A 7,724-nucleotide genomic window follows, 5' to 3' on the forward strand; every position below is an offset into this window, starting at 1 on the left:
CGAACTTTAGCTTCGCGGAGCCTTTTGGTCAGAGTAGGCGCGGCCAACCGGCTCCCAGGCGAAGCAGGCTAGTGGCGTGGGTTACAGAATTCCTTCGTCGGCGAAGCTGTAATAGCCCTGGTCGGTATAAATCACGTGGTCGAGCACGGGCAGGTCCAGAAACTGGCCGGCACTTTTGAGCTTACGGGTGAGGGCAATATCGGCGGCCGAAGGGTTGCGGTTGCCGCTGGGGTGGTTATGAATCAGAATAATGCTGCTGGCCAGCTGCTCCAGAGCTTCCTTGAATATCATCTTGGGGTCGGCAACGGTGCCGGCCACGCCGCCGCTGCTCACGCTGGTTTTGCGCATCACCACGTTGGCCCGGTTCAGCAGAATCACCCAGAACTCCTCGTGGGGCAGGTCCTGCAGATTGGGGCGCACCAGCTCGTAGATATCGGCCGAGCAGGTGATGGTGACGCGGGCGGCGGCGGCAGTTTCCCGGCGGCGGCGGCCCAGCTCCAGGGCCGCCACAATGGTAATGGCCTTGGCCTCGCCAATGCCTTTATGGCGCATCAGCTCCTTCACCGACAGCCGCGCCAGCTCGTTCAAATCATTTCCCACGGCGGCCAGAATCAGCTTGGCCACGTCGACGGCCGAGAGCTTGGCCGTGCCCGAGCCCAACAGAATTGCCATCAATTCGGCGTCGGACAGCGCGGTACGGCCTTTTTGCATCAGCTTTTCGCGGGGGCGGTCTTCTTCGGCCCAACTCTTGATACTGAAACTGGTAGGGGTTTGATACCGCACAGGAATACTAGCTTCTTCGGACAGATTGTCAAACGTTTCCATCTGGTATTGGTGTTGTAGGGCGTAGCGTATAAAGTAAAACCGGGCGGCATCCGTCTGGTAAAGTAGCCACCGGCGGGCAAAATAGAAGCCTGGCGGGGAAGTTTCTCCTCATCTTATGCAAAGAATCATCACCAGCGCGCTGTTCGTCGTGCTTTTGTTAGGCGTCGATTGGTACGTGTTTCAGGCGGTGCGCACCGTGAGCCAGGGCGCCTCGGCCGCCACCCAGCGCCTGATTTCGGGCGGCTATTGGCTGCTCACCATTCTTTCCCTGCTCGGCATTGTCTGGATGGCCGTGTCGCGCGGTACGCCCCCCACGCTGCTGCGCACCTACCTCACCAGCGCCATTATGATACTATTCGTGTCGAAGCTGGTGATGGTACTGTTTCTACTCGTCGATGATGCCGGGCGTTTAGTGCGCTTCATAGCCTCCCGGTTTGGGGCCCGCCCCGATCCGCTCGGCGACGGCAGCCCCGGCATTTCACGCAGCCAGTTTCTGAGCCGCGCGGCCCTGCTGGCGGGCGGCATTCCCTTCGTTGCTCTGCTCTGGGGCATGTTTAAAGGAGCCACCGACTACCAGGTGAAGCGCGTGGTGCTGCGCTTTCCCAACCTGCCCGCTTCCTTCGACGGCTTCAAGCTGCTGCAGATTTCGGATTTGCACACCGGCAGCTTCAACGCCGACTCGGAGCCGCTGCAACGCGCCGTGGCCCTGATCAATAAGCAGGAAGCCGACCTCGTCTTCATGACCGGTGACCTGGTGAACAACATTGCCACCGAAGTAGAACCCCACATCGACACGCTGGCCCAGATTCAGTCCAAGCTGCCGATTTACTCCGTGCTCGGCAACCACGATTACGCCGACTACGTCGACTGGACGGATATTGGCGGCACGACAGCCAAGCAAGCCAACCTGGACCGACTCAAGCAAAACCACGCCAAAATCGGGTGGAAACTACTGCTCGATGAAAGCCACACGATAGAGCGCGGCGGCGAGAAAATAGCCGTGCTAGGTGTGCAGAACTGGGGAGCCCAGATGCGGTTTCCCAAGTACGGCAACCTGGCTAAAGCCCACGCCGGCAGCCAGGACGCGGCCTTCAAGATTCTACTCTCCCACGACCCGTCGCACTGGGAGGCGCAGGTGCTTAGCTACCCCGATATTGACCTGACGCTGTCGGGCCACACCCACGGCATGCAGTTTGGCGTCAACCTCTCTTTTCTGAAATGGAGCCCGGTGCAATATGTGTACAAGCAGTGGGCGGGCCTGTATAATCAGGGCAAGCAGTATTTGTACGTGAATACAGGTTTGGGCTTTATCGGCTATCCGGGCCGGGTGGGATTCTTACCCGAAATTACAGTATTCGAGTTGCGACGCGCTTAACAAAATCGATAATTTACAGACCCGAAAAGCGGCTAGCGTTACAGCTAGTTGCTTTTTTTGTTTTCTGGCGCAACCCAAAGTAACCGAGATATTTACCGGCGCGTATATGCCGCAATTCGTTTGCCGATTCTTCTCTCACAACCTACCCTGAACATGAAAAAGTCATTCCTGCTATTGTCGTGCGCCGCTGCACTCACCATGGCTTCCTGCTCGCAAGAAAAAACCACCGATACCACCACCACGACCACCACGATGGGCGCGGCCGATGGCACCGCCATGAACGCCAATGACATGGACGGCCAGTACCGCAGCCGCGCCGCTACCATTGCCACCAAGATGGCCTCCGACATGAAAATCGAGGATACGGCTACCGTGTCGCGGGTGCGCATGGCCTACTATAACCGCTCGCGCCGCATGGGCGAATTGCGCAACCAGTACACGGCCGACACCACCGGCATGGCCGCCGCGATGCGCGACGCCAACATGCAAACCGACACGGAATTCAAATCAATTTTCACGGAGCCTACCCAATATCAGGCTTACGAGTCGAGCCGCTCGACGTACGACGAATCAAACTACATGGACGATAATTCGGCTATGTCGTCGGGCTCGGATATGAACGCTGCTTCGTCGGATATGAACTCATCATCGATGGATAATTCCACCGATATGGCGGCTGGCACGGATGCGTCCGGCACGACGCAGGTGACGAAGCTGAAAGCAAAAGCCGAAGATGGCAGCAAGCTGAAAGTGAAAGACAACGGCAAGATGAAAACCAAAGACGCCGAAGGCAACAAGACCAAAACAGAATAAGTATCCCGCTCTGTGGTTTAAGTAGCCTAAAGCCCGGTCTGGACAAGGCTTGTCCTTGCCCAAATCTTTTTTGGGCTGCCCAGAGCCAACCCAAAGGCATTTTCTTGGCAGTTGATTCAGCCGGAAAAGCAGAGAATCGGTTTGTCACCCTCGCAAAAAAGCCCTTTCGGCCATGTGGCCGGAAGGGCTTTTGAGTTTTGGGTAAGGACAAGTCTGGACAAGGCCGGGCTTTTGTGTGCGACGAAGGCCGGTAGCATCCGAATAGAAGCTGGCCCCGTAGCTTTGTCGGCAGCGGGCGCTGCTTGGCCATCTCGAATCTTCGGAACGGTTATTTCGTTGTGCGTATGCGGTGGCCTGCAACGGCGGCTGGTATTTTTGGCTCAGTAGTTGGCTACCTTGCCGGTAGTCTGTACTTGTTTCTGCTTTGTGAAGGATAACATTCGAATACTACAGCGTATACTTTCAGCGCGGCTCTTTTGGCTGCTGACCAGCGTGCTACTAGCGGGCACGGCTTCGGCGCAGGTTCGTGTGACGGGCACCATTTCCGGGGCCAAAGACCGCAAGCCAATACCCGGAGCGGCCGTTTTCGTGCAGGGCACCAGCCGGGGCACCGTGGCCGACAACGAAGGCGACTTCAGCATCAACGTGGCCAATACCGACACGCTCATGTTTCGGGCCGTGGGCTTCAAGCCCCAGCGCATGCCGCTTGACCGGACGGGCCTATCCCAGATTATCATCCAGATTTACCTGGTGCGCGACAGTATTCAGCTGGGGGAAGTCCGGATTCAGGCAGGCCGACCCGACCGGGCCGTTATCAACAAAGCCTTGCGCAACGTGCGCCGCCCCACGCCGCCCGCCAACGCTGTGCGCCGCGCCGCGCCCCCCAAGCCCCTGTTTCCGGTAGATACTATTGCGCCCCGCGCCCCGGTTCCCACGCTGGCAAGTCCGATTAGCCTGATTTACGACCAGTTTTCCCGGGCTGGTCAGGAGCGGCGCAAAATGGAGGAAATCAAAGCCCAGGAAAAAGCGGTGCAAGCCGAAAAGGACCGGCGGAAATACAACCGCAACTTCAAGGATAACCGCGGGTACGAATAAGCGGCAAAATAGAAGTTGCGCTGTACTATCTGGGTGATGCCCACTATAGCATACGCGCATCCGAAGCGGCACAGCACATGTGCTTCTCCAAACCCTTACCCTCACTCTTCCATAGCAGCCGCACAACTTCGCTATTTGCCGGCGCGTAAAGCCAGCGTATGAAGATTGGGTATCCATGCGTCAATGAATCCCTCGACTGCACCTCGTCGGCCACCTTTCGGCTGGCTTCGTACTCTGCCGAGCGCTTAGAGCTGGCCGTGGCCGGCAACCTGCTGTGCCTACAGCGTATTCTTGCATACAACGTGGTACAGGGCCTGCGCTTTTTCCGGATTAGCTCGGGCATCGTGCCCTTTGGCTCCCACCCCATCAACACGTACCCGTGGCAAACGCGCTTTGCCGCCGAGTTCCGGGCCATCGGCAGCTACGTACAAGCGCAGGGCATTCGTATTTCTTTCCACCCCGACCAGTTCGTGGTGCTCAATTCGCTGAATCCGGATATCGTGCAGCGCAGCATCGCCGAGCTGGAATACCAGGGTTCCATGCTCGATCTGATGGGACTGGATACGACAGCTAAGCTCCAGATTCACGTCGGCGGCCTGTACGGCGACCGGGAATCGGCTATTGAGCGGTTTATAGCTACCTACCGCGAGCTGCCGGAAATGGTGCGCCGCCGCTTGGTTATCGAGAATGACGACCGGTTGTTCAGCCTGCGCGACTGTTTGCGGGTGCACGAGGCCGTCGGCATTCCTATTCTGTTCGATAATTTCCACCACGAGTGCCTCAACCACGGCGAGCCCATGGCGGAAGCGCTACGCCTGGCGGCTGCAACCTGGCATCCGGAGCGCGACGGTGTGATGATGATGGACTACAGCTCGCAGCAATTGGGGGAGCGCAAAGGCAAACACACCACCACACTGGAAGAGTCTTTATTTCGTGAATTCCTGACGCATCTGCGCGGACTCGACGTAGATATAATGCTCGAAATAAAAGACAAAGAAGCCAGCGCCCGCCGGGCTATTAGCGTGTTGCGCGAGCTTCAATTAGTGGCTGCCGAAGTGGTGGTTATTTCCTGATATATTTTTCTTTCAACTCTTACGCTACGTTGTACATGGCTAACGAAACCTTGCCCCAGAATCATCTTGCGACCACCATTCAAGCGCTGAAAGGAGGTCTAACAAATATCCCATTGAGCACAGCCATGAGCAACACGGAGGCTTGGCAACAGGAATTTCTGCTGAGCGGCATTCCGGAGCTACAGGATATAGCCCGTGAAATCGGCAATCTGCAGTCGTTACTCACCGCGCCGAAGCTCGATGGCGCGGCTATAGGCCAGGCGCTCAGCATGCTGGGCTCCCAGACTACGCAGTTTGCCTTTCAGGCAGCGGCTGAGCAGCAAGCGGACATTCGAGCTATTGGGGACATGCTCTTGCGGCTAGGCTCGGGGTTGCAGCAGTAGATACCGCACTTGAAAAAATTGATGACCTATAGCGGTTTCGCGAACCGTAGCCAACCGCTGTAGAGACGCGTATTCGCGTCTTGTCGGTGAACGAAACCGGGCAGGCGGTGCAGGCAACGAGACGCGAACACGCGTCTCTACAACGGGTATTTCCGGTTCGCGAAACCGCTATAATACAACAAAAAGGCCTGCGGCTGCAGTATTCACAGGCCTTTTTTATGCGTCTCAGCCAGCATATAGTGCATTAAGAAATAACGTATCCTAATGGGTACTATTTAAGAGCACCAGAAGGACGCTTGATGGCTTTTCACAATTTCTAAACACGTGGCTCGTTGCGTACCTATTCTAAATTTATCAATGCAAAAGGCCCCGGTATTTTTAAATACCGGGGCCTTATTGTAGCAGTTTACACAAACAGGAATTACATACCGGGCTTGGTTTTAGCCTTAGTTTTCATGTTGGCATCACGGTTTTTCATTTTCCCGTTTTTGTTGGTCTTAGACTTCATCTTATCCTCGCCCATCGAACCTTGGTCCATGGTAGAGCCCGAGGTAGTGCCGGTCCCCATCGTACCGCTAGTGGTGCCGGTATTCATGGTGCCCGATGTGGTGCCAGTGCCGGTTCCCATAGTACCGCTGGTGGTACCGTTGTAGGTGCCGGTGGTACCGTTAACAGTACCGGAAGTAGTACCGTTGTAGGTGCCGCTGGTTGTGCCAGTACCAGTGCCGGTGCCCATCGTGCCGGATGTAGTGCCGGTATTCATGGTGCCACTGGTGGAAGCTCCGCTGGTCATGGAACCACTGGTCATCGAGCCGGAGGTGGAGGTTCCGGAGGTGCTGCCCGTAGTGGAGCCGGAAGTAGTTTGAGCGTTAGCGGCAGTAATACCAGCGGCTAAAAGAGCGGCGAGAGCGAATGCAGTTTTCATAGTCTGAGGGTTGTGGGTGTAGAGGAACATGGTGCCCTAGTGGTGTACTACAGCAGGCCCTCTTACGGGCAAACCGGCTCCAGTGTTGAAAAAACAGAAATCGTAACCACATAATTATCAATTCACTATATTGCTCGCAAGCCACAAAGTCGGCCTTTTTTGTCCTGTACGGCGGCTTTTTTACCTCCCTAACAAAAGCGAATAATTTATAGAAGTAGCGCTGTTCGAGACACATTACAACCAACAGCACAGATACAACAGCAGCTTCGGTTCAGTATAAAAGAATACTATAGCGGTTTCACGAACGGGGTATTGGCCTACGAAGTAGCGCTAACTTTGTAGTTCGCGTCCCCGCGCCAAAGGACCGTTCCAGGCTGTGTGGACAGTAAACAGAAAGAACGTCATGCTTGATCTGGCATCCGCTTGCCGAAGCATGACGTGCTACACAAACCAAAACATCTATTTTTTTACTGTCCACACAGCCTAGGACGCGAACTACAAAGTTCGCGCTACTATCCGCACGTACACCGTTCATAAAACCGCTATAAATTGGAGCTATGACAATTCGATGTAGTGGGATCTGTAGACAGTAAATACAGAGTACGTCATGCTTCATCTGACGTCCGCGCAGTCGAATCATGAGGTCCAAAGAGGGTAAAACAGCCCAAAAACGCTACTATCCACCCGCCCCAGGAGTGTTGGAGTTTTGTAGAGCTGTGCTTGGGCCGGACTCTGGGAGAGTGGGCAGCTATTTTATCCAGCTTTGAGTATGCACCGATAGAATGATGTGACCTGATGGTTATAGCGGTTTCGTGAGCGGTGCAACCCGGCTGCTGTAGCGACGCATATGTGCGTCTCATCGCCCGCGCCGCCTGTCCGGTTTCGTTCAACGGCGAGACACGAATACGCGTCTCTACAGCGGGTGTTTACAATTCGCGAAACTGCTATAGCAGAAGCACCCGTAGTCTCAGAGCGTGTTTATAGTTTTGATTTTTATGTTCTGCTTGTGTAAGCTTCCCCGTCAGGTAGGCCAGGTAAAAGTAGAGGTCAGGCAGCTTGGCGGAACTCAGTTGGGGTCATAAAGTCGAGGGCCTGATGGGGCCGTAGATGGTTGTAGTCGTACTGCCACAAGCGGCAGTGCTCACGCACCTGCTGCAAGGTAGCAAAGAGGTAGCCGTTGAGCAGCTCGCGACGAAACGAGCCGTTGAAGCGTTCCACGTAGGCATTTTGGGTGG

8 protein-coding genes are annotated in these 7,724 nt (G+C 55.5%); 5 read left to right on the forward strand and 3 right to left on the reverse strand.

All coding sequences use genetic code 11. The features are described from left to right. Nucleotides 1-81: 81 nt before the first annotated feature. Nucleotides 82-825 (reverse strand): RadC family protein, encoded by a 744-nt coding sequence (gene radC, locus E5J99_RS16620; RefSeq protein WP_135498941.1) that lies wholly within the window; start codon nucleotides 823-825, stop codon nucleotides 82-84. A 115-nt stretch (nucleotides 826-940) separates the two neighbouring features. Here radC and E5J99_RS16625 point away from each other — a divergent pair, with 115 nt between their 5' ends. The 5 genes from E5J99_RS16625 (at nucleotide 941) to E5J99_RS16645 (ending at nucleotide 5,564) form a co-directional block, all read left to right on the forward strand. Next, nucleotides 941-2,200: a metallophosphoesterase gene (locus E5J99_RS16625; protein ID WP_135498942.1), complete on the forward strand. Its 1,260-nt coding sequence runs from the start codon at nucleotides 941-943 to the stop codon at nucleotides 2,198-2,200. Between the two features lie 153 nt (nucleotides 2,201-2,353). Further along, entirely contained in the window at nucleotides 2,354-3,013 is a 660-nt protein-coding gene (locus E5J99_RS16630) for a hypothetical protein (protein ID WP_135498943.1), read from the forward strand. A gap of 426 nt (nucleotides 3,014-3,439) precedes the next feature. Next, on the forward strand, nucleotides 3,440-4,108 hold the full coding sequence (locus E5J99_RS16635) for a carboxypeptidase-like regulatory domain-containing protein (protein WP_167852186.1): 669 nt from the start codon (nucleotides 3,440-3,442) through the stop codon (nucleotides 4,106-4,108). A gap of 158 nt (nucleotides 4,109-4,266) precedes the next feature. Next, a complete protein-coding gene (gene uvsE / locus E5J99_RS16640; protein WP_135498945.1) occupies nucleotides 4,267-5,181 on the forward strand; it encodes a UV DNA damage repair endonuclease UvsE in 915 nt (304 codons plus the stop codon). A gap of 125 nt (nucleotides 5,182-5,306) precedes the next feature. Beyond that, the gene (locus tag E5J99_RS16645) at nucleotides 5,307-5,564 is read left to right on the forward strand and encodes a hypothetical protein (RefSeq protein WP_135498946.1); all 258 of its coding nucleotides are present in this window, start codon (nucleotides 5,307-5,309) and stop codon (nucleotides 5,562-5,564) included. 421 nt (nucleotides 5,565-5,985) lie between these two features. Here the strand turns inward: E5J99_RS16645 and E5J99_RS16650 are convergent, their stop codons facing one another. Together E5J99_RS16650 and E5J99_RS16655 are read right to left on the reverse strand one after the other, a co-directional pair. Beyond that, nucleotides 5,986-6,489, reverse strand: coding sequence for a hypothetical protein (locus E5J99_RS16650; RefSeq protein ID WP_135498947.1), 504 nt, complete (start codon nucleotides 6,487-6,489; stop codon nucleotides 5,986-5,988). A 1,047-nt stretch (nucleotides 6,490-7,536) separates the two neighbouring features. Further along, the coding region (locus E5J99_RS16655; RefSeq protein WP_135498948.1) for an integrase core domain-containing protein at nucleotides 7,537-7,724 on the reverse strand (188 nt) is incomplete at its 5' end.

The organism is Hymenobacter elongatus (genome assembly GCF_004745955.1).
GTDB classification, from domain to species: Bacteria; Bacteroidota; Bacteroidia; order Cytophagales; family Hymenobacteraceae; genus Hymenobacter; species Hymenobacter elongatus.

What these genes read in the sequence shown, in the direction of transcription:
- E5J99_RS16625 (WP_135498942.1), top strand. Translation starts at nt 941, where the DNA reads ATGCAAAGAATCATCACCAGCGCGCTGTTCGTCGTGCTTTTGTTAGGC.
- E5J99_RS16645 (WP_135498946.1), top strand. Translation starts at nt 5,307, where the DNA reads ATGAGCAACACGGAGGCTTGGCAACAGGAATTTCTGCTGAGCGGCATT.
- radC (WP_135498941.1), bottom strand. Translation starts at nt 825, where the DNA reads ATGGAAACGTTTGACAATCTGTCCGAAGAAGCTAGTATTCCTGTGCGG.
- uvsE (WP_135498945.1), top strand. Translation starts at nt 4,267, where the DNA reads ATGAAGATTGGGTATCCATGCGTCAATGAATCCCTCGACTGCACCTCG.
- E5J99_RS16650 (WP_135498947.1), bottom strand. Translation starts at nt 6,489, where the DNA reads ATGAAAACTGCATTCGCTCTCGCCGCTCTTTTAGCCGCTGGTATTACT.
- E5J99_RS16630 (WP_135498943.1), top strand. Translation starts at nt 2,354, where the DNA reads ATGAAAAAGTCATTCCTGCTATTGTCGTGCGCCGCTGCACTCACCATG.